Genomic DNA, 19,664 nt, shown 5'->3' with positions numbered 1-19,664 from the left:
GACGTCGGGCGGGCGATTGAGCCGGCTGAACTTCGTCGCGACGCGCAGTCCGCGCATCCCTCGATTCCCGGACGTCGGGGGCCAACGTCACTTCGCCTCCTCCAGCATTGCTACCGCAACTGACAGGCAGCGCTGCCTGACCTTCTCCCATTCGGCAGCTGCATCCGGGTCCGACATCACGAAGTCGTGTTCATCGGACGGTTGCGGGTCGGCCAGCCGCCGCACCAACTGCGTGGCCACCCATCTGCTCTTCGGGTTCTGCCCACAGTAATACCGGTCCATGCCCGACAACACCAGAGCTGCGGTCTCGGTTTCTACCGAGTCGACAAGATCAGCAAACTCTTCAAAGTCCTTGGTGCTGTTACGGCACATGATCAGATAACTTTTCAGCCGCAGAGTTTCTGCGCCGGTCGGGATCTGCAGCCGATCACCGGTCGGCAGTTGCACATTCGTGGTCTCCACCGGGCCGAGGCGCTCCATGGGTGCCGGCTGTGCGTCGGCTTCGGCCTCCAGGGCGTCCACGGCTACCGACAGCCTGCCGCGCCACATCGTCACCGGATGCACCCCGGGGCAGCGCTTCGGGCCGCCGGGCCGCCGCGCCGCCAACAGGGTGGACGGCTTGCTGCAGCCACTGAAAGCCAACGGATCGGTGACGATGATCGTTTGCGGGGCAAGGGTTTTCATCCGCGCAGCGGTTCGCACCATCATGCGCAGGTCCGAACCGCTCGGCCCCAGTGCGGAGATGTCGTCCGGGATGATCACCAGGTCGGTGACTTCGACCTTCGGCAAAGGCTTTTCGAAATCCACCTCGGGCAGCAGCCGGTCCAGCCAGTGCGGCAGCCACCAGTTCCACTCGTCGAACATGGCCATCAGCGCGGGCACGAGGATCAGCCGGACCACGGTCGCGTCGACGGCGATCGCCACCGCGCACGCCACACCGAGCTGTGCCACCAGCGGCATGCCGGCAAAAGCGAACCCGATGAACACCGCGATCATGATCAGCGCGGCGCTGGTGATGGTGCGCGCGCTGGTGCTGACGCCGTATGCGACCGCATCGCGGGTGCTGTTGGTCTGCAGGAACCGTTCCCGGATCCGGGTGAGCAAAAAGATCTCGTAGTCCATCGACAGACCGAAGGTCATCGCCAGGACCAGTGGCGGGACGGTGCTGTCGAGCGAGCTGATCTTCTCGAATCCCAGCCCCTCGAACCAGCCCCACTGGAAGACGACGACCAGGCTGCCGTACGCCGCGGCCACCGACAGCACGGTCATCAGCACGCCCTTGAGGGCCAGGAACACCGATCGGATCGACACCAGCAGCATCACGAAGGCGATCAACGCGACGAACAGGAACACCAGCGGCTGGGTACTGGAAACCCGATCGTCGAAGTCCTTGATCAGCGCGGTCGGACCACCCACGTCGACCCGCGCGTTCGGGCCCGCGGCCTGCGGCAGTTTGTCACGCATCCAGTCGATGGACTCGCGGGCGCCCAGATCCTCGGGATCCACCGACAGCACAGCCGACAGCAGTGCGCTGGTGTTGTTGTCGGCGAACACCGGCGGCTGCACAGTCTGCACCTGGGGTGCGCGGGTCATCTCCTGGCGCACCGCGTCGAGGACGGCGGTGCCCTTGGGCCCATCCGCAGTGCCTTCGGGGAAGGTCACCAGAACTCGCACGGGGCCTAGCGCACCGGGACCGAGAGCGTCGGCGGCGGCGTTGACCCCGCCGCGGATCTCGTGGGTGGGCTCGAACTGGCGTTGCATGCTGTTGCCCAGCACCATGCCGAACGCGGGTGCGGCCAGGATCAACAACAGGATCGTCGCGGCGACGGCCGAGGCCCACGGCCGGCGCATCACCGCGCCGGTCCAGCGGGTCCAGAACCGTGACTGCGTCGCCTCGGCGCGGCGGGACCAGTGCAGGTACGACGAGCGCTTGGCGGCCGCCTTGCCGAACGTCGCCAGCACGGCCGGGGTCATCGTCGTGGAGGTCAGCACCGCGACCGCGACGGCCAGGATCGCGCCGGTGGCCATCGACACCAGCACCGGGGTGTTGATGAGGTAGATGCCGGTCACCGAGGCGATCACGGTGAGGCCGGACAGGGCCACCGCCAGGCCCGAGGTGGCCATCGCCGCATCCACGGCATCGGCCGGGTCCCGGCCGGCGCGCAGCTCCTCGCGGTAGCGCATCAGGATGAACAGGGAGTAGTCGATGGCCAGGGCGATACCGAACATCGACACCGTCGACGTGACGAACACGCTCATCTGGGTGTACATCGACAGCAGATAGACCAGGCCCATGGTCACCACGACCGTGCAGATGCCGAGCACCAGCGGCAGCGCCGCGGCGGCCAGCGATCCGAACACCGCCAGCAGCACGATCAAGACGATCGGCAGATTCCACTTCTCGGCCGCGGCGATGTCGTGCTTGGTGGCCTGGGTCGCGGCCGCGCCGAGCGCACCCTGCCCGATGACGTAGAACTTGACCTTGCCGTTCTCGCTCTCGCCGGGCTCTTCGCCGTGTACACCGACCTTCTGGCGCAGCTGCTTGGCCACATCGACCGCGCCGGTGTTGTTGAAGTCCAGTTGCAGCGTGATGACGTAGGGCCGGTCGGGCTGCGGGGCCGGCTGCTGCGGATTCGGCACGATCTTGACGCTGGGCACCTCGCCCGCGACCTTCTCCAGCCACACCACCGCGGCGTTCATGTCCTGGAACGAGGCATCAGCACGGGGAGCCGCGATGAGGGCAAGCGGCGACGCGCCCTGGTCCGGGAAATGTTCCTCGAGTTGCCGCTGGACGTGGAGCGACTGCGAACCTTCGACGTCGAACCCGCCGCCGGTCAGATTGGACGACTGGTTGATCGCGAGGTAGATCGAGGGCACCAGAAGCAGCAACCAAGTCGCGAACACCGCCCAGCGGAATCTGCGCAGATAGCTGCTCAAGCGCATCATGAACTGCTGGATGCGACTTCCCCGCTTTCTCCCCCCAACCTGGCTGGGCGTGTCCTGGCTCGTACCAGCGAGAGCGTACCTCTACCGGTGTAATGTGGCCCGCTCTCTTGCGGTTCTGAGATCGGCCTGAGACCTCTCACAGCTGAGATCCGTAGCGTTGTGCTCACGCGGCTGACCCGACAGTGCTAACAGAAGCGCGCTGTCCGGCGACATAGCCAAGGACGACCCCGGCTGACGTGTGCGCCGGGGCCCACGCTGAAGGAGTACTCCATGCAACCGACCAACGGTGGACTGCGCCGCAGTCTGGCCGCCGCCCTCGCGGTGACCGGCGCCGGCGGCGCCGTGGTGGCCGCGCTCATGGTCCCGTCGGCCACGGCTGCGACCGACCCGTGCGCCGCGAGCGAGGTCGCCCGCACCGCGGGCGGCGTGGCCACCAACATCGGCAACTATCTGGACACGCATCCGCAGACCAACCAGGCCCTGACCACCATCAGCCAGCAGCAGGGTGGAGCCCAGTCGATCGCGGCCCTCAAAAGCTATTTCGATGCCAACCCTCAGGCCGCCAAGGACATGCAGCAGTTGCAGCAGCCCCTGGCCAGCCTGGGCGCACGCTGCAAGCTGCCCGTCACCCTGCCGCAGCTGATGGGGTTGATGCAGGCCACCCAATCGCAGGGCGGGACGGCGACCGGTGGTTTGCCGGGCTCGCTGCCCTCGGCGCAGAACGTCGGGGTGCCCAGTGTCGCGGTGCCCGGGCAATCGTCGCGTCCGTCGTCGGTGACAGCGGGCTCCGGTCCGCTTCCCGGCCCCGCCACGGCCTCGACCCGGTAGTTCGGCCGCCGTCGCGTCGTCCACGGTGACTCCGCTGAACTGCGGATTCATCAACGGGCGCGGCGGTTTGCGCGCAAGGCAGGAAAGTCGTCAAGGATTCTGCTTAGCTTTCTTGAGCCGATAACCGATTGGGGTTACGGCCTACCCCATCCGATGAAGGAGCTTGACCATGTTGCTCTCGGCCCGAAATGCGCGGCGCGTGGTAGCTGGCGTGGCCGGCACCGGCGCTGTAGCCGGTGCGATGCTGTTCGGCGCCATCCCGTCGGCGCTTGCCGACGACCCGGCGAACAACCCCCCCAACTGCAGCGCAGCCGATCTGGCCGGCGTGGCTTCGGGTGTGTCGGCATCGACCTCGGCCTACCTGTTCACCCACCCCGATGTGAACAACTTCTTCACCAGCCTGGAGGGCCTGCCGCGCGAGGAGGTCAAGACCAAGGTGCACGACTACCTGGAAGCGAACCCGCAGACGAAGGCCGAGCTGACCGGCATCCGCCAGCCGCTGGTAGACCTGAAGAACCGCTGCGGCGAAGCTCCGGCTCCTTCCATCCCCTGACCGAGTGCGGGTGGATGCAACCCCCGCCAGCGGCGAAGGACACGTGACGCTCGAGAGCGTGAACCGCACGGTGCTGATGGTCGACGACGACCCGGATGTGCGTACTTCGGTTGCCCGCGGACTGCGGCATTCGGGGTTCGACGTCCGGGTCGCGGCGTCTGGCAAGGAAGCGCTGCGCCTGTTGTCGAACGAGTCGCATGACGCGCTCGTTCTCGACGTTCAGATGCCAGAACTCGACGGCGTCGCCGTGGTCACCGCCTTGCGGGCATTGGGCAACGAGATCCCGATCTGCGTGCTCTCGGCGCGCGATACGGTCAACGACCGCATCGCGGGGCTCGAAGCGGGCGCGGATGATTACCTGACCAAACCGTTCGACCTCGGCGAACTCGTGGCACGGCTCAACGCCCTGTTGCGGCGGGCCAGCCATGCCGACCGCCCGTCGGACACGATGACCGTCGGCGCGTTGACCATCGACACCGCCCGCCGGCTGGTGTTCGTCGGCGGAGACCGGGTCGACCTGACCAAGCGCGAATTCGACCTGCTGGCCGTGCTGGCGGAGAACACCGGGGTGGTGCTGTCCCGGCAGCGGTTACTCGAGCTGGTCTGGGGATACGACTTCGACGTGGACACCAACGTGGCCGATGTCTTCATCTCGTATCTGCGGCGCAAGCTCGAGCGTCCCGACGTCCCGCGCGTCATCCACACCGTCCGGGGTATCGGGTACGTCCTGCGTGAGGACGCGTGAGCGCGAGGGTCGCGTGACGGGCGCGGCGAGGAACCAGCAGTAGGTGCGGATGTTCGGCTTCATCCGCTCCGCGTCACTGCGTACCAGGGTCGCGGTGGCCTCGGCGCTGGCGGCCGCGGCGGTGGTCGCGATGTTCACCATCCTGACCTCGGTGGCGCTGGCCAACAACGACTCCGCCCAACTGGACCGCAGGCTCGATTCGATCGTCGACGCCAGCATCAGCCCAGAGCATCTGCAGGATCCGACTCGCGGTGTGCTGACCACCGGCCGGTCGCGGTCGACCGGCCAGGTGGTGTTCCAGCGGGGCTTCCAGTTACCGGCTCTGCCGCCGGGCACCGAGACCGTCGAGGTCAACGGGGTCGACTACCGGGTGCGCACCGTCCATGTGGACCAGCACGGCGGGGTGCTGATGTCCATCGGTATCCGTGCGGACAGCATCTTGTTGAGTCCCAACAGGATTCCGCTGTACACCGGGTTCGGCGTCGCCACCGTTCTGGTGGCCGGGGGCCTCGGCTGGCTGCTGGCCGGCCCGGCCATCCGGCCGCTGCGCAAGCTCACCGAGCAGACCTCGAAACTGGACAGCGGTACCGACACGATGCCGAAGGTGCGCGGTGTGCGGGAGGCCGAGGACCTCTCGGAAGCCATGGCGGGCATGCTGACCCGCTTGGCCGCCGCGCAGCGCGCCACCACCAATTCTCTTCAGGCCGCACAGGATTTCGCCGCCAACGCCGCGCACGAACTGCGCACCCCGCTCACCGCGATGCGCGCCGATCTCGACACGCTGCGCATCCACAACCTGCCCGAATCCGAACGCGACGAAGTGGTCGCCGACCTGTCGCGTGCGCAGCGCCGGGTGGAGGCGATCATCACCGCGCTGGGCCAACTCGCCTCGGGAGAACTGGCCCAGGCCGAGGACCGTGAACTGATCGACATCGCCGACCTGCTCGACCGCGTGGTCAGAGAGAACGCCCGGGGCAGCGAGCATGTCCGGATCGACGTTCAGGTCGACGACGACGTCGGTCTGGTGCTGGGCTGGCCGGGCGGGCTGCGCATCGCCGTGGACAACCTGGTGCGCAACGCGATCATCCACGGCGAGGCCACCCGGATCGTGGTGACCGCCCACCGAAGCGATACGCATCTCGTCATCACCGTCGACGACAACGGCCGCGGGTTACCGGTAGAGGAGCACCAGACCGTTCTGGGCCGGTTCCGCCGGGGCAGCACCGCGACGGTGGGCGGTTCCGGACTGGGCCTGGCCCTGGTGGCGCAGCAGGCTCAGTTGCACGGCGGCGCGATCACGTTGTCCGACGGGCCGCTCGGCGGTCTGCGCGCGACGTTGACGGTGGCTGCGCCGGTGTCGTCCTCCGGTGCTGCGGCTCAGACAGATTGACGTCGGCGGACGGCCACCAGCACCCCGCGCCAGCCCAACAGCAGCAGCGCGGTCACCAGCGAGGCGACGACGATGAAGCTGACGGCCACGCCGGCCGAGGTCAGCTTGCGCACCACCATGCCCACCACGACGGTGCTGACCCACACCACGATTCCGGTGGGCGCCAACGATGTCGGGCGCTGCCAACCGCGGGAGAGCAACCAGCCCACCACGGTTCCGGTCAAAAACGGCCACGCCGTCTCGGCGACCCCGGCCACCGTCATGCCCTCGGCGTGGCTGCGCCGTCCGATGGTGCAGAACACCACCACACAGATCAGGTCGGCCAGGAACGCCGCCACGCTAGCTCGTCGCATATGTCATCACATCCAGTACCAGTGGGCTGACGTCGGTTTGGTCGCGCTCGGCAAAGCCCGGTTGCCGTGCGGCCGGCTTGCCGTCGAAGAGCGCATCGGCGACGGCCAGCGAGGTGAGCCGCGAATCGAGCCGGAACGATTTGAAGGTAAATGGTAAGCCATTGGACGCCAACGGATCCGGGCCGTCCATCACATGGAAGTGCAGGTGCGGTGCGTCGGAGTTGCCGGAGTTGCCCAGGGCGCCGATGACCTGCCCGGTACTGAGCTTGTCGCCGGGCTTGACCTTGAGGCTGTTCGGCTGCAGGTGCGCGTAGAAGGCGTAGTTGCCGTCGCCGATGTCCTGCACGATGTGGTTGCCGCCGTACTGCGCGAGGGTGAGGCCGCTCGGCGTGACACCCGGGACCTGCTCGTTGAGTCCGTCGAGCACCGCCACCACCGGCCCGTCGGCCACCGCGTGGATCTCCGCACCGAAGTACGGATAGCTCGCGACCTTGGCCCGGTCTCCGTTGGACAGCCGGCCATCGGCACCGAGCTGCACGTAGTCGATGGCGAATCGTTCTGCGGCCCAGACTTTTCCGTTGATCGGGTTGAGCGCCATGCGGTGCGGTGTCATATCGCAGCAACTGTTGGCGTCCACCCAGTTGTCCCCGGTCAGCGGCGGGGTGATGGACACCGGCTTGCGGGTCTGCACCGTCACCGGCGCCACCGGCTCGGTCAGCGTCGCCGGGACCAGTGGCGGCATCGGTTTGGCCACGGTGATTCCGAGTTCGTGGGTGAGTTGTCCCGGCACCTGCGTCGGATCGTCGGCGACGACGTCCAGCCATACATACGCGCTCTGCCCGGGGCCGATCATGTTGGTCGGGACGGCGGAATTGCCGACAACCCTGGTCCAGTACTTGAGGCTGTCCCCGGACAAGGTGAGCAACTTGCGGTCGGCGGTCGAGGCGCTCAACGAGTTGAGGGTGACAGCGCTCGGCGAGGTGTTGGTCAGCATCAGCTCGTAGGCCAGGTGGGTGCGACCGTCGGTGGCAGCCACCGGGACCGGTTCTGCCAGAACCGATCCCACCACCGGGGTGACCACCGGCGGCGGCGTGGTGGTCGTGGTGGACTCCGACTGCGGCGCCTGCGCCGACGAACACCCGGCCAAGGTCAGCGCGAGCACTGCGATCGGGTACCGGATTCGCATGGACGTCTCCTCGCGCTCGTATTCAGGGTTCAGGGTTTGGAGAGGTGCGACCGTCTGGGACTGCCGTCCCGCCGGCCTCTGGCTGGATTGCCGGCCCGCCGGCGTCTGGCTGGATTGCCGGCCCGCCGGCGTCTGGCTGGATTGCCGGCCCGCCGGCGTCTGGATCGAGGTCCTTCTCCGTACGGAACATGAAAAAGAACACCACCCACCCGATCGTGGAGATGAAGATCCAGCTGACCAGGCGGTAGATGAGCATCGCCGAGATCGCCGACGCCAGCGTCATTCCGGAGGAGACCAGCCCGGGCACCAGCACGGCCTCCACCACCAGCAGACCGCCCGGCATCAACGGGATCGAGCCCACCGCACGGGCCGCGGCGTAGGCGACGGTGACCCCGGCCAGCGACGGGTGCCCGCCGGCGGCGTAACAGGCGAACGCCAGGCAGGCCACGTCGGCGACCCAGTTGAACATCGACCAGCTGAACGCCACCGCGAGGTCGCGCCGGCCCAGGCTGACGGACTCCAGTTGCTGCAGGATCTCGCGCCACTTGCCCAGCCCGGTGTTCGGGGGCTTGCCGCGCAACGAGTTGACCCAGGACAGCACCTTGGCCCCGATGCCGTCGATCAGCTCGGGTCTGGTGGCCACGGCCTGGGCCAACAGGATGATCGCCAGGAACGCGCCGAGGGAGAAGATCAGCGACAGCGGGTTCTTGCTGGCGCCGAGCAGAAGTGCCCCGCCGAGGCCCAGCAACGCCAGGCCCACGATCTGCAGCACCCCTGACATCACCAGCTGCCACGAGGCCACCAGCGGTGAGGCACCCCAGATGCGTTGTTGGCGGTACACGAACGTCGCGGAGAGCACCGGGCCGCCGGGCATGGTGGTCGACAGCGCGTTGCCTGCATAGAACGCGGCCTCCGAACGCCACTGCCGGACGGGCACTCCCGCCGAGCGCAGCAGCGTCCGCTGGATCTGGGCGAAGCTGTGCATCGAGGCCATCGCAGCGCCCACCGCCGCCAGGACCCACCATCCGTTCGCGGTCAGCAGGCTCCGCCATGCCTTCGCCAGCTGGTCCCAGACCAGCGTCACCTCGACGGCGAGAACTGTCACCGCGAGTGCGATGACCACCCACCGCACCCACCAGTACCTGCCGCGCGTGGAGCCGACCCGGTCCCGGGTTGTGTCGGCCGGCGCGTCCTGTGACACGCCCTACAGGGTAACCGCGCAGGTCGTGTCGACATCGCCGGTTGCTGGGCGCGCCGCATTACGCTACCGACATGGCACTGGATCCTGCTGCTGATGAGGCCGTCACGCCGTTCGTCCGCAAGGTTGCGGCCTGGTCATGGCGGCTGCTGGTCATCCTGGCAGCCGTCGTGGCACTGCTGTGGCTGATCAAACACCTCGAGGTGATCGTGGTGCCGGTGGCATTGGCCACCATGGTCGCCGCGTTGCTGCTGCCCGCAGTCGACTTCATGGACCGTCGCGGTGCCCCCCGTGGCGCCGCCGTGGCCCTGGTGTTGCTCGCCAGTTTCGCGGTGGTGGGCGGCATCTTGAGCTTCGTCATCTCCCAATTCATCGAGGGTGCACCGCAACTCGTGGAGCAGGTGACCCGAAGCATCGACGGGCTGCGGCACTGGCTGATCAACGGCCCGCTGCAGCTGAGCAAGGAGCAGATCGACCAGGCCGGGAACACCGCGATCGAGGCGCTGCAACGCAATCAGGAGAAGCTCACCACCGGGGCGTTGTCCACCGCGGGCACCCTCACCGAACTGCTCACCGGCGCGCTTCTGGTGCTGTTCACCCTGATCTTCCTGCTGCAGGGCGGGCGCAGCATCTTCGCGTTCGTCACCAAGGTTTTTCCCAACCATGTGCGCGACCGGGTCCGCGACGCGGGCCGGGCCGGTTTCCACTCGCTGGGCGGCTACATGCGGGCGACGTTCCTGGTGGCCCTGGTCGATGCGGTGGGCATCGGTACCGGCCTGGCGATCATGGGCATCCCGTTGGCGCTACCGCTGGCCTCGCTGGTGTTCATGGGTGCCTTCATCCCGCTGGTCGGTGCGGTCGTCGCCGGATTCCTGGCGGTCGTGGTGGCGCTGCTGGCCAAGGGGTTCGTCTATGCACTGATCACCCTCGGCCTGATCATCGCGGTGCAGCAGCTGGAGGGGCACGTTCTGCAGCCGCTGGTGATGGGCCGTGCGGTGTCGATTCACCCGCTGGCTGTGGTGCTGGCCATCGCGGGCGGCGGTGTACTGGCCGGCATCGTCGGCGCGCTGCTCGCCGTGCCCACGGTCGCGTTCATCAACAGCGCGACCCGGATCCTGCTGGCCGACGATCCCGACGCCGAGGAGGCCCGGCAGCAGGACTCGGACAGCGTGCTGATCCAAGCCCCTGCCGACGACCTGCCGTCGAACGATCCAGACCGCTAGTCCTGGATCAGAGCCGGCCTTCGCGGCGAAGCAGATCCTGCGCGCTCATCCCGCCGCCGCGACGTGGAGGTTCGTCGTCGCGCGGGTTGAACTTCTGGGTCGACGGATCCTGATCACGCTGGCGTGGATTCGGACCCGGCCCCTGGCCCGGCCGCTGCGCGTTGAACGCGGTCGTCGGCGCACTCTCACCACCGGCAGGCGGACGCTGCTGCGGTTGCGGCATGGCGCGGGTGGCATCGGCCGACGGACGCGGTGCCGGGGGCGGCGGCGGCGGGGGCGGGGGAGTGCCGTTGGCGGGACCGCCCTTGGCCGGTCCGCCGCGCAGAGCACCCAGCCACGACTCGATCTCACGGTCTTCCCGCTGCGGGGGTGACGCCGGGCCACCTGCCGGCCGCCCGGTGGGCTGCTGCGGCGTGCGCTCCGTGCTGTCACTGGTGTTTCCGGTGGCGGTGTTGACCGTGTTCACCGCCGTGTTCACCGCGTTGCGCACGGCATTGCGGGCCATGGCGAACCGGGTGGTGGCCGGCTCTTGGCCGGGCTGCTGCGGCAGCTGCTTCTGCGGCGGGGTGATGCGGGCCGTGCCCGCGGCCGAGGGCGCGTTGGTCCTCGGCATCATCGGGCGCCTGGGCTCGGCCGCAGGATGTGTCGGGTCGTGCGGGCGGGGTGCCGGCAGGGCACCGACGCCGGCCAGGGCGCGGGGATCCTCCGCGGACTCCTGCCCCATCGGGCGCTTGCGCTCGTCGGGCAGTTCGGTCTCACCGAGGCCGAGCTTCTCCTGGATGCGCTTCATCCAGTGCGGAGCCCACCAGCAATCGTCGCCGAGCAGCTTCATGATGGCCGGGACCAGGAACATGCGGATCACCGTGGCGTCGAGCAACAGGGCGATGAGCAGACCGAACGCCAGGTACTTCATCATCACCAGGTCGGAGAAGGCGAACGCGCCCGCCACCACCGCCAGCACCAGCGCGGCACCGGTGATGAGGCGACCGGTCGTCGCGGTACCGATGCGGATGGCCTCGGCGGTCGACATGCCGCGTTCTCGGGCCTCCACCATGCGCGAGACCAGGAACACCTCGTAGTCGGTGGACAGACCCCAGATCACCGCGATGATCAGACCGATCATCGGTGCCATCAGTGGCTGTGGCGTGTAGTTCAGCAGTCCTGAGCCGTGGCCGTCGACGAACATCCAGGTCAGGATGCCCATCGTCGAGCCGAGGGTCAGGGCGCTCATCAGCGCGGCCTTGACCGGGAGCACGATCGAGCCGAAGGCCAGGAACATCAGCACCGTGGTGGTGATGACCAGGATCGTCACCATCAGCGGGAGTCTGGAGAACAGGCTGTGGATCGAGTCCTGCTCCAGGGCCGGGGTGCCGCCGACGAACACCTCGATGCCGTGCGGGGGCTGTAGGGCCCGCACGTCCGCGATGTTCTGTGCCGCGTCGCCGCGGTTGACCAGGCCGTTCTGGATCACCCGGACCGATTTGTCCTTGGACCCGCTGTCGGTGGCCGCGCGTTCCTTCCACATGGCATCCGGGTTGTTGTCCGGATCGGTGAAGCCCTTCACGGTCAGTGCCTTGGCGCGCATGTCGGCGATCTGGGCATCGGTGATCGGCTCACCGTCTTCGCGCTTCATCACCAGGGTGATCTGTTCGGTGCGGAAGCCGGGGAAGAGCTTGTCGAACTGCTCCTGGGACTGGCGCACGGCGTTGTCCGGGGGCAGGTACTTCTCGCTGATACCTGCGAGTGTGAGCGAGCCGATCGGGAGGACCAGCAGCGTCATGATGACCAGGATCGGTGTGGCGAAGGCGATGGGTCGCTTCATCACGACGTTGACCAGCCTGCCCCAGAAGCCCTGCTCGACTTCTTCGCGGGTCTTGGTCTTCTGGGTCTTCTCGGCGAACCAGTCGATGATCCGGCGGGAGAACGGCCAGTTGGCCAGGAACGGCACCTTCAGCAGTGTGGTCACGCCGAGCGCGTCGACCCGGGGCCCCAGGATGGCCAGAACCGCGGGCAGCACCGTGATGGACAGGAACGCCGCCAGCATGACCGAGGCGATGATCGCGTAGGTGATCGACTTCAGGAACCCGAGCGGGATCAGCAGCAGCGGCAGCGAGGACGCCACGATGATCACGGCGGAGAACGCCACGGTCCGGCCCGAGGTCATCACCGATCTTCGTACCGCGGCCTCGGTGTCATAGCCCTCGGCGAGTTCCTCTCGGAACCGGCTCACGATGAACAGGCCGTAGTCGATGGCGATACCGAAGCCCATCATCGTCACAACCGGCTGGGCGAAGAAGTGGACGGGCCCGAACTCGGCGGTGAACCGCAGGATGCCCAACGCGCCGCCGATGGTCAGACCACCGATGATCGCGGGCAGGGCGGCCGCGACCGCGCCGCCGAACACGAAGAACAGCACGACCGCCACCAGCGGCACGATCGCGAGCTCGGCGCGTTTCTGGTCGGTGCCGATGGTGCCGGTCAGTTCACTGGCCAGCGGGTTGAGGCCGGCCAGCTTGATGTCGCCGCCGTTGACCTGCTGCAGATCGGGCTCGACGGCCTGGTAGTTCTTGAGGATCGCGTCGTCGTCGTCACCCTTGAGGGGCACGCTGATGAACGTGTGGCGCTGGTCCTCGGTCTTCATCGCGGCAAGCGATGCAACGTCAGGCGCCTTCAGCCAGCCCACCCAGGCCTGGACCTGATCCGGGTGGTCCTTGACCACCTGGTCGAGTTCCTCGGTGACCTTCTTCTGCCACGCCTTGTCGGTGACCAACTTGTCATCCGGCGGCGTCAGGATGGCGACGACGTGGCTGGTGCGGTCACGGCCGTAGACCTCGTCGCCCAACAACGACGCCTGGACCGACTGGCTGCCCTCGTCGTAGAAACCACTTTGTGTGACGTGCTCTCCGAGACTGGCGCCGTAGACGCCGCCACCTAGGCACAGCGCCACCATGACACCGATGACGATGTACCTGAACTGGTACACCGTTCGACCCCACCAGGCGAACACTTAGGCTCCTAACGCTTTCATACTTCTGTTACACCCGCGCGGTCAGTAGCGATGACAGCGGCCGGAACGGCTGCAGCCATGCCCCCTGCTCGGGCAGCGAGTCCAGTCCGATCCGTGGCAGCGGTTCCCGGAACACACCAGGAATGTCCTCCAGATCGACAAACTCCAAGGTATCCGACGCTAACGCCCAGCTCGCATGTTCGCGAAATCCAAGCACCTGCACCGGGATGCCCTCACGGGCGATTTCTTCCAGCGGCTGGCGGAACGCTTGTCCGTCAGCCGAGGCCACGAGGACCGCTGCCAGCCCTTCGCTTCGACGCAGGGCGATGTGCTCGAGCATGTCGCTGTCGACATCGCTGTCATCGTCGATCTTCGGCTTGGCGAATACGGCGAAGCCCACGTTACGCAACGCCTCCACCCATGGGCGCACTACATCGGCGCTACCTGGGGCGATGTTGGTGAAGACCGTCGCCTCGGGCTCCAGTGAGACGTCCGCGTCGTCACTGCCTTCGGTCGCCAGTTCAGAGGTGTACCCCAGCAGCCAGCGGCCCAGTGCGTCGAACCTGGGACGGTGCGCGGCGGTGGGGCGGCCACCCAGGATCGCGCCCAATCCCATGTCCAGATTGGGGGCGTCCCACACCAGCAGCACCCGCCGCGCAGGGGCGGTGGCCGACGTCTCGGGTGCCCGCTCGGATCGGGCCTCTGCCTGCGCGGTCTCGTCTCGCATGTCTTCGGTCACACTCATGGGTGTTTCTCCCAGACCAACTCGGTGACGTCGGGACCGGCCAGTGCCTTGCGCTCGTACTTGGTGACCGGGCGCTCGACCGATATGGGCAGATGTGCGCCCGGCTCGACCCGGCGCAGCAGCGGCTCGGCGTCTCCGACTTCGGCGATGTGCTCGGCATACCCGGAGTGGTCGGTGGCGGCATGCAGGATCCCGCCGGGCCGCAGCCGGTCGGCGATCAGGGCGACCGTGGCCGGCTGCAGCAGGCGGCGTTTGTGGTGGCGGGCCTTGGGCCAGGGATCCGGGAAGTACACCCGGACGCCGGTCAGGGTCTCGCTGCCGATCATGTGCTCGAGCACGTCGACGCCGTCCCCGCGGACCATGCGGATGTTGGTGACCGGGGAGTCGGTCTGGGCGGCGCGGTCGATCGCGCTGAGCAGTTGGGCCAGGCCCTTGCGGTAGACCTCGACCGCGATCACGTCGAGATCAGGTTCGGCCTGGGCCATCGCCAGCGTGGAGGTGCCGGTGCCCGAGCCGATCTCCAGGATCAACGGGGCAGAGCGGCCGAACCATGCTGTGGTGTCGAGGTCGACGACCGGTGCCGAGTTCTCGTCGCGGGCCTGCATGCCCAGCTCGGGCCACAGCCGGTCCCAGGTCTGTTGCTGGGCCGGTGACAGCGTCGAGCGCCGGGTGCGGAAGCTGGTCACCCGGGGAAAACGGTGCGGTTGGGCGGGCGGCACGTCGGCCACCTCTTCTGCCGGCGCCTGCCCATCGATGTCGGACCTGGACGGGTGCATCCGTCCATGGTCTCTTATCTCCGGCGTTGTGCCCGCATCGTGGTAGAGATTGATACCCAACAGTTGCCTCCTACTGTTAAGGCTTAAACCTCTGTTCGCGCGCCCCCGCGGGTCGTGTCACGATTTTTCGTGGGCGCCGGGGTAGGCCCGTCACCACACAGGGAAGGCTGCCAGATTTTCGCAGACGAGCTCACACGCTTTGCCGACCGTGACGGCGATGCGCGGTTGGCGGAGATCAGTGCACGGGTTTCGGCCCCCGTCAGTGTGCGTGTCTGTGGGCGTCGCGGCGTCGGCGTGAGCACGGTGACCGCGGCGCTGGCCGGTGCAGGCCTCGCGATCTCCGAGTCGGGCGATGTCACGGTGCTGGTGATCGCCGAGGTGCTCAAACCCGAGGACCAGGCCCTGCTCGCCGAACTGGCCCGGGCGGGCCGGCCGGCGATCGTCGTACTCAACAAGGCCGATCTCGCGGGGTCCGGACCCGGCGGCCCGATCGCCACCGCGCACCGCAGGGCCCGGCTCCTGCAGAAGCCGGCCGGAGTGCCGGTGGTGCCGATGGTGGCACTGCTCGCTTGCGCGTCCCTGCGGGCGGTTCCTGCGAACCTGGTCGACGCGCTGCGGCTGCTGGCCGCCGCGCCCGCCGACCTGACCTCGGCCGATGCCTTCGTCGCCGGTCCACACCAGGTGCCGCGTGCGGTGCGCACGCAGCTGCTGGAACGTCTGGACCGGTTCGGGGTCGCCCACACCACCCTGGCGATCAGCCGTGGCGAACAGGCCGAGACAGTGCCGGTGTTGTTGCGTGGGCTCAGCGAGGTCGACCGGGCGGTGGCGGTCATCGATGCGGCGGCCGCCCCGGTCCGGTACCGGCGGGCGCTGTGGGCCCTGGCCGAGCTGCGTGCCGTGGGCGGCCCGGCGGTGGGACGGTTCCTGGCCGCCGATGACACGGTGATCGCGGTGATGGCCGCGGCCGTCGACGTGGTCGAGGCCGAAGGACTGCGCGTCGACCCGGGCGATGACCGCGACGCCCACCTCTGCCGCGCCCGGCGCTGGCGGCGTTACCGCGACGGGCCCGTGAATGCCCTGCATCGCAGCTGCGGTGACGCGATCGTGCGCGGTTCACTGCGACTGCTGGGTGCGGCGGGCAACCGAGGATGACCGACGTGGATACGGCCCGGGACCCGGCATCGGAGCGGACGCGAGAAGCGCAGATCGCCGCTGCCGATGCCGTGGTGGCCGCGATCGATCCCGGCTTGAACTCGCCGGGAGTGGAAACCCGCGACGCGGTGCTGGTCGCCGGTCCGTGGCTGGCCGGATCGACCAGTGTGATGGCGGCGTTGCGGGAGCGGATGCCGCAGACCACCTTCGTGGAATCCACCGAACTGGTGGCGGGCGAGGCCCCGGCAGCCGTGGTGTTCGTCGTCTCGGCGGCCGCACCTGTGACTGAATCAGATTGTGCGCTGGTCGATCTGGCGTCGCGTCACACCGATCTGGTGATCGGTGTGGTGTCCAAGACCGATGCGTACCGCGACTGGCGCGACGTGCGCGACGCCGATGCGCAGATCCTGAGTGAGCGCGACACGCGCTACGCGCGCATGCCCTGGGTGGGGGTGGCGGCTGCGCCCGATCTCGGTGAGCCTCAGCTCGACGAGCTGGTCGAACTGCTCACCGCCCAACTGGCCGATCCCGATATCGCACGCCGGAACCGATTGCGCGCCTGGGAAACTCGGCTGGATGCGGTCATCCTCCGGTACCAGGCCGACGGGTCGGGCGCCGACCGTCAGGCGCGGGTGGACGTGTTGCGCGAGCGTCGCGCCGAGGTGGCCAGGGCCCGCAGGCTGACCCGTACCGAGCGCAGCATCGCATTGCGAAGTCAGCTGCAGCAGGCCCGGGTCCAACTCGGCTATTTCGCCCGCAACCGGTGCAATTCGGTGCGCACCGAACTGCAGGAGGACGTCGCGGGCATGAGCCGGCGCCGGATCGAGACGTTCGAGGAGTACGCCCGGCAGCGTGCCGCCGAGGTCGTCGGCGACGTCGACGAGGGAGTCACCGCACACCTGCGCGGCGTCGCGGCGGAACTCGACCTGCCCGCGCTCGAGTCGCCGGCTGGATCACCGGCTCCGCCGGCTGTGGCTGGATCACCGGCTCAGCCGGCGGTTCCCACCCTGCCGTCCCCGCCGCTGAAGTCCCGGACCCTGGAGACCCGGCTGATGCTGGTTCTGGGCGCTGGCTTCGGGCTGGGAGTCGCGGTCGCGGTCAGCAGACTGTTGGCCGGCGCGGCGCCGCGACTGGCCGTGGCCGGTCTGGTGGTCGGTGCTGTGGTGGGTCTGCTGCTGGCGGTCTGGGTGGTCGGCACCCGCGGGCTTTTGCACGACCGGGCGGTCCTGGATCGCTGGGTCGGTGACATCACCACCACACTGCGTTCGGCCGTCGAGGAGCTCGTCGCGACGCGGGTGCTGGCCGCGGAGACCGCGCTCACCGCCGAGCTGGCGGCCCGTGAGGAAACCGAGGCCGCTGTGGCGGCCGAGAAGACCGCCGCGATGGATGCCGAACTGCGCGAACATGCCATCGCTACCGCGCGCGCGGCCGCCCAGCGGGACCGGCGGATCCCGCCGCTACAGCGGGCGCTGAACGCCGTCCGGGCTGATCTGTACGGCAACAGCGATGCTACTGACGAGTAACCACCTGATAACGTCGATCTGAATCGTTCCTGTGAGTGATCGGACATACCACTGGTTCACCGTGGGTATGTCACCCGCGTTAACCTCTACCCAAGGGGTAGCCGTGACCGCGTCGTGACGTGGCTTGGGTTCCACAAACCTACGCAGGAGAATTTTGATGACCTCAGCGACCATTCCGGGTCTGGACACCGCACCGACGAAACATCAGGGTCTGCTGGCCTGGGTCCAGGAGGTCGCAGAGCTGACTCAACCGGACCGGGTGGTTTTCGCCGACGGGTCCGCCGAGGAGTACGACCGCTTGGCCGCTCACCTGGTCGAGCAGGGCACCTTCCAGAAGCTCAACGAGGAGAAGCAGCCGAACTCGTACCTGGCGCTCTCCGATCCGTCCGACGTCGCCCGCGTCGAGTCGCGCACCTTCATCTGCTCCGAGCGTGAGATCGACGCCGGTCCCACCAACAACTGGATGGAACCCGCCAAGATGCGCGGGATCATGAGCGACCTGTACCGCGGCTCGATGCGCGGCCGCACGATGTGGGTGGTCCCGTTCTGCATGGGTCCGCTGGACGCCGAGGACCCCAAGCTCGGTGTGGAGATCACCGACTCCGAGTACGTCGTGGTCTCGATGCGCACCATGACCCGGATGGGTCAGGCCGCGCTGGACAAGATCGGCGACGACGGCTTCTTCGTCAAGGCGCTGCACTCCATCGGTGCACCCCTGGAGCCCGGCCAGAAGGACGTGCCGTGGCCGTGCAACGACACCAAGTACATCACCCACTTCCCGGAGACCCGCGAGATCTGGAGCTTCGGCTCGGGCTACGGCGGTAACGCGCTGCTGGGCAAGAAGTGCTACTCGCTGCGCATCGCCTCGGCGATGGCCCACGACGAGGGCTGGCTCGCCGAGCACATGCTGATCGTCAAGCTGATCTCGCCGGAGAACAAGGCGTACTTCGTCGCCGCGGCGTTCCCGTCGGCCTGTGGCAAGACCAACCTCGCGATGCTGCAGCCGACCATCCCCGGCTGGCGCGCCGAGACCGTCGGTGACGATATCGCGTGGATGCGGTTCGGCAAGGACGGCCGCCTGTACGCCGTCAACCCCGAGTTCGGTTTCTTCGGCGTCGCGCCCGGCACCAACTGGGACTCGAACCCCAACGCGATGAAGACCATCGCCGCCGGCAACACCGTCTTCACCAACGTGGCCAAGACCGACGACAACGACGTGTGGTGGGAAGGCCTGGAGGGCGAGCCCGACCACCTCATCGACTGGAAGGGCCAGGACTGGAACCTGCGGGAGGCGGAAACCAAAGCGGCGCACCCGAACTCGCGCTACTGCACCCCGATCTCGCAGTGCCCGACGCTGGCGCCGGAGTGGGACGACCCGCAGGGTGTGCCGATCTCGGCGATCCTGTTCGGCGGTCGTCGCAAGACCACGGTCCCGCTGGTGACCCAGGCCCGCGATTGGCAGCACGGTGTGTTCATCGGCGCCACCCTTGGTTCCGAGCAGACCGCGGCCGCCGAGGGCAAGGTCGGTACCGTGCGCCGCGACCCGATGGCCATGCTGCCGTTCCTGGGCTACAACGTCGGTGACTACTTCCAGCACTGGATCAACATCGGCAAGAACGCCGACGAGTCGAAGCTGCCCGCGGTGTTCTTCGTCAACTGGTTCCGCCGCGGCGAGGACGGCCGCTTCCTGTGGCCGGGCTTCGGCGAGAACAGCCGCGTGCTGAAGTGGGCCATCGAGCGCATCGAGCACAAGGCCGACGGCAAGAGCACCCCGATCGGCATCGTGCCGACGGCGGCCGACCTGGACCTGTCCGGGCTCGACGTCAATGCCGCCGATGTGGACGAGGCCCTGGCCGTCAACGCGGAGGAGTGGCGGGCCGAGCTCCCGCTGATCGAGGAGTGGTTCGAGTTCGTCGGTGAGAAGCTGCCCACCGGCATCAAGGACGAGTTCGACGCCCTCAAGCACCGCCTGTCCGAGGCTTAACACCGCGAGCGTGCGTGTCTGCCGGTAGACACGCCGCCACGCGTCAGCATTACGC

General features: G+C 67.9%; 15 protein-coding genes. 8 read left to right on the top strand and 7 right to left on the bottom strand.

Features of this window, described 5'->3' with window-relative positions:
- Positions 1-87: 87 nt before the first annotated feature.
- Entirely contained in the window at positions 88-2,946 is a 2,859-nt protein-coding gene (locus ACNQR1_RS01355) for an MMPL family transporter (RefSeq protein ID WP_418043463.1), read from the bottom strand.
- 270 nt (positions 2,947-3,216) lie between these two features.
- On the opposite strand from ACNQR1_RS01355, the gene ACNQR1_RS01350 reads away from it, so the two are divergent.
- From ACNQR1_RS01350 to ACNQR1_RS01335, 4 genes are all read left to right on the top strand, one after another.
- Positions 3,217-3,774 (top strand): hemophore, encoded by a 558-nt coding sequence (locus ACNQR1_RS01350; protein ID WP_418043461.1) that lies wholly within the window; start codon positions 3,217-3,219, stop codon positions 3,772-3,774.
- Positions 3,775-3,943: 169 nt separating this feature from the next.
- Complete coding sequence (locus ACNQR1_RS01345; protein WP_064933716.1) at positions 3,944-4,327, top strand: heme-binding protein; 384 nt, start codon at positions 3,944-3,946, stop codon at positions 4,325-4,327.
- A 76-nt stretch (positions 4,328-4,403) separates the two neighbouring features.
- The gene (locus ACNQR1_RS01340; protein WP_162563172.1) at positions 4,404-5,072 is read left to right on the top strand and encodes a response regulator transcription factor; all 669 of its coding nucleotides are present in this window, start codon (positions 4,404-4,406) and stop codon (positions 5,070-5,072) included.
- A gap of 49 nt (positions 5,073-5,121) precedes the next feature.
- Positions 5,122-6,462 (top strand): sensor histidine kinase, encoded by a 1,341-nt coding sequence (locus ACNQR1_RS01335; RefSeq protein WP_418043459.1) that lies wholly within the window; start codon positions 5,122-5,124, stop codon positions 6,460-6,462.
- Here ACNQR1_RS01335 and ACNQR1_RS01330 read toward each other — a convergent pair.
- The 3 genes from ACNQR1_RS01330 to ACNQR1_RS01320 are packed head-to-tail and all read right to left on the bottom strand — an operon-like array spanning position 6,450 to position 9,202.
- Entirely contained in the window at positions 6,450-6,815 is a 366-nt protein-coding gene (locus ACNQR1_RS01330; RefSeq protein WP_418043457.1) for a DUF3054 domain-containing protein, read from the bottom strand. The two genes, ACNQR1_RS01335 and ACNQR1_RS01330, sit on opposite strands and share 13 nt — an antisense overlap.
- Entirely contained in the window at positions 6,802-8,001 is a 1,200-nt protein-coding gene (locus tag ACNQR1_RS01325) for a M23 family metallopeptidase (RefSeq protein ID WP_418043456.1), read from the bottom strand. The genes ACNQR1_RS01330 and ACNQR1_RS01325 overlap by 14 nt, the downstream gene beginning before the upstream one ends.
- 22 nt (positions 8,002-8,023) lie before the next feature.
- Positions 8,024-9,202, bottom strand: a complete 1,179-nt coding sequence (locus ACNQR1_RS01320) for a lysylphosphatidylglycerol synthase transmembrane domain-containing protein (protein ID WP_418043454.1) — start codon at positions 9,200-9,202, stop codon at positions 8,024-8,026.
- A gap of 71 nt (positions 9,203-9,273) precedes the next feature.
- Here ACNQR1_RS01320 and ACNQR1_RS01315 point away from each other — a divergent pair, with 71 nt between their 5' ends.
- Positions 9,274-10,422: an AI-2E family transporter gene (locus ACNQR1_RS01315; protein WP_418043452.1), complete on the top strand. Its 1,149-nt coding sequence runs from the start codon at positions 9,274-9,276 to the stop codon at positions 10,420-10,422.
- A 7-nt stretch (positions 10,423-10,429) separates the two neighbouring features.
- On the opposite strand, the gene ACNQR1_RS01310 is transcribed toward ACNQR1_RS01315, so the two are convergent.
- Genes ACNQR1_RS01310 through trmB form a run of 3 tightly spaced genes read right to left on the bottom strand, consistent with a single transcriptional unit; the run spans position 10,430 to position 14,968 of the window.
- Positions 10,430-13,429: an MMPL family transporter gene (locus ACNQR1_RS01310; RefSeq protein ID WP_418043450.1), complete on the bottom strand. Its 3,000-nt coding sequence runs from the start codon at positions 13,427-13,429 to the stop codon at positions 10,430-10,432.
- Positions 13,430-13,457: 28 nt separating this feature from the next.
- Positions 13,458-14,156 (bottom strand): NYN domain-containing protein, encoded by a 699-nt coding sequence (locus ACNQR1_RS01305; RefSeq protein ID WP_418050233.1) that lies wholly within the window; start codon positions 14,154-14,156, stop codon positions 13,458-13,460.
- 14 nt (positions 14,157-14,170) lie between these two features.
- Positions 14,171-14,968, bottom strand: a complete 798-nt coding sequence (gene trmB, locus ACNQR1_RS01300) for a tRNA (guanosine(46)-N7)-methyltransferase TrmB (protein WP_418050232.1) — start codon at positions 14,966-14,968, stop codon at positions 14,171-14,173.
- Positions 14,969-15,244: 276 nt separating this feature from the next.
- Here trmB and ACNQR1_RS01295 point away from each other — a divergent pair, with 276 nt between their 5' ends.
- The 3 genes from ACNQR1_RS01295 (at position 15,245) to ACNQR1_RS01285 (ending at position 19,609) form a co-directional block, all read left to right on the top strand.
- The gene (locus tag ACNQR1_RS01295; protein ID WP_418043448.1) at positions 15,245-16,102 is read left to right on the top strand and encodes a hypothetical protein; all 858 of its coding nucleotides are present in this window, start codon (positions 15,245-15,247) and stop codon (positions 16,100-16,102) included.
- Positions 16,099-17,625, top strand: coding sequence for a hypothetical protein (locus ACNQR1_RS01290; RefSeq protein ID WP_418043446.1), 1,527 nt, complete (start codon positions 16,099-16,101; stop codon positions 17,623-17,625). Before ACNQR1_RS01295 ends, ACNQR1_RS01290 begins: the two co-directional genes overlap by 4 nt.
- Positions 17,626-17,782: 157 nt before the next feature.
- Positions 17,783-19,609, top strand: a complete 1,827-nt coding sequence (locus ACNQR1_RS01285; RefSeq protein ID WP_418043444.1) for a phosphoenolpyruvate carboxykinase (GTP) — start codon at positions 17,783-17,785, stop codon at positions 19,607-19,609.
- Positions 19,610-19,664 lie beyond the last annotated feature (55 nt).

The organism is Mycobacterium sp. 48b (genome assembly GCF_048282725.1).
In the GTDB taxonomy this organism is placed as follows: domain Bacteria; phylum Actinomycetota; class Actinomycetes; order Mycobacteriales; family Mycobacteriaceae; genus Mycobacterium.
This window is presented reverse-complemented; position numbering and strand designations above follow the sequence as displayed.

What these genes read in the sequence shown, in the direction of transcription:
- ACNQR1_RS01355 (WP_418043463.1), bottom strand. Translation starts at nt 2,946, where the DNA reads ATGATGCGCTTGAGCAGCTATCTGCGCAGATTCCGCTGGGCGGTGTTC.
- ACNQR1_RS01350 (WP_418043461.1), top strand. Translation starts at nt 3,217, where the DNA reads ATGCAACCGACCAACGGTGGACTGCGCCGCAGTCTGGCCGCCGCCCTC.
- ACNQR1_RS01345 (WP_064933716.1), top strand. Translation starts at nt 3,944, where the DNA reads ATGTTGCTCTCGGCCCGAAATGCGCGGCGCGTGGTAGCTGGCGTGGCC.
- ACNQR1_RS01340 (WP_162563172.1), top strand. Translation starts at nt 4,404, where the DNA reads ATGGTCGACGACGACCCGGATGTGCGTACTTCGGTTGCCCGCGGACTG.
- ACNQR1_RS01335 (WP_418043459.1), top strand. Translation starts at nt 5,122, where the DNA reads ATGTTCGGCTTCATCCGCTCCGCGTCACTGCGTACCAGGGTCGCGGTG.
- ACNQR1_RS01330 (WP_418043457.1), bottom strand. Translation starts at nt 6,815, where the DNA reads ATGCGACGAGCTAGCGTGGCGGCGTTCCTGGCCGACCTGATCTGTGTG.
- ACNQR1_RS01325 (WP_418043456.1), bottom strand. Translation starts at nt 8,001, where the DNA reads ATGCGAATCCGGTACCCGATCGCAGTGCTCGCGCTGACCTTGGCCGGG.
- ACNQR1_RS01315 (WP_418043452.1), top strand. Translation starts at nt 9,274, where the DNA reads ATGGCACTGGATCCTGCTGCTGATGAGGCCGTCACGCCGTTCGTCCGC.
- ACNQR1_RS01305 (WP_418050233.1), bottom strand. Translation starts at nt 14,156, where the DNA reads ATGCGAGACGAGACCGCGCAGGCAGAGGCCCGATCCGAGCGGGCACCC.
- ACNQR1_RS01290 (WP_418043446.1), top strand. Translation starts at nt 16,099, where the DNA reads ATGACCGACGTGGATACGGCCCGGGACCCGGCATCGGAGCGGACGCGA.
- ACNQR1_RS01285 (WP_418043444.1), top strand. Translation starts at nt 17,783, where the DNA reads ATGACCTCAGCGACCATTCCGGGTCTGGACACCGCACCGACGAAACAT.